The 271-nt window shown below is 45.8% G+C and carries 1 rRNA gene; it reads left to right on the forward strand.

The annotated features are described in order from the left end of the window. Nucleotides 1-53 (forward strand): 16S ribosomal RNA (locus ACI0FO_RS29475); the annotation flags it as partial. Nucleotides 54-271 lie beyond the last annotated feature (218 nt).

The raw sequence follows: 271 nt of genomic DNA on the forward strand, positions 1-271 counted from the left end.
TGAAGTCGTAACAAGGTAGCCGTATCGGAAGGTGCGGCTGGATCACCTCCTTTCAGAGCTTAAGTGCTCGTATTAAGCGTCCACTCTTATCGGTTGTTTTTTGTAGCTGGGGTCAAGAATGCTTGGTCCCGCGTAGAAGCTAACTCATAGCGCTGCTTGCAGCGTTATGAGTTGGGTTTTACTCAACAGCTATATCGTTCTTTAACAATCTGGAAGAAGCACAACGAAATGTACTTATCAAGTACTCGGCGCAAGCTGAAGAAGATAGGTA

This window comes from Achromobacter marplatensis (assembly GCF_049060505.1).
GTDB lineage: Bacteria > Pseudomonadota > Gammaproteobacteria > Burkholderiales > Burkholderiaceae_B > Achromobacter > Achromobacter marplatensis_A.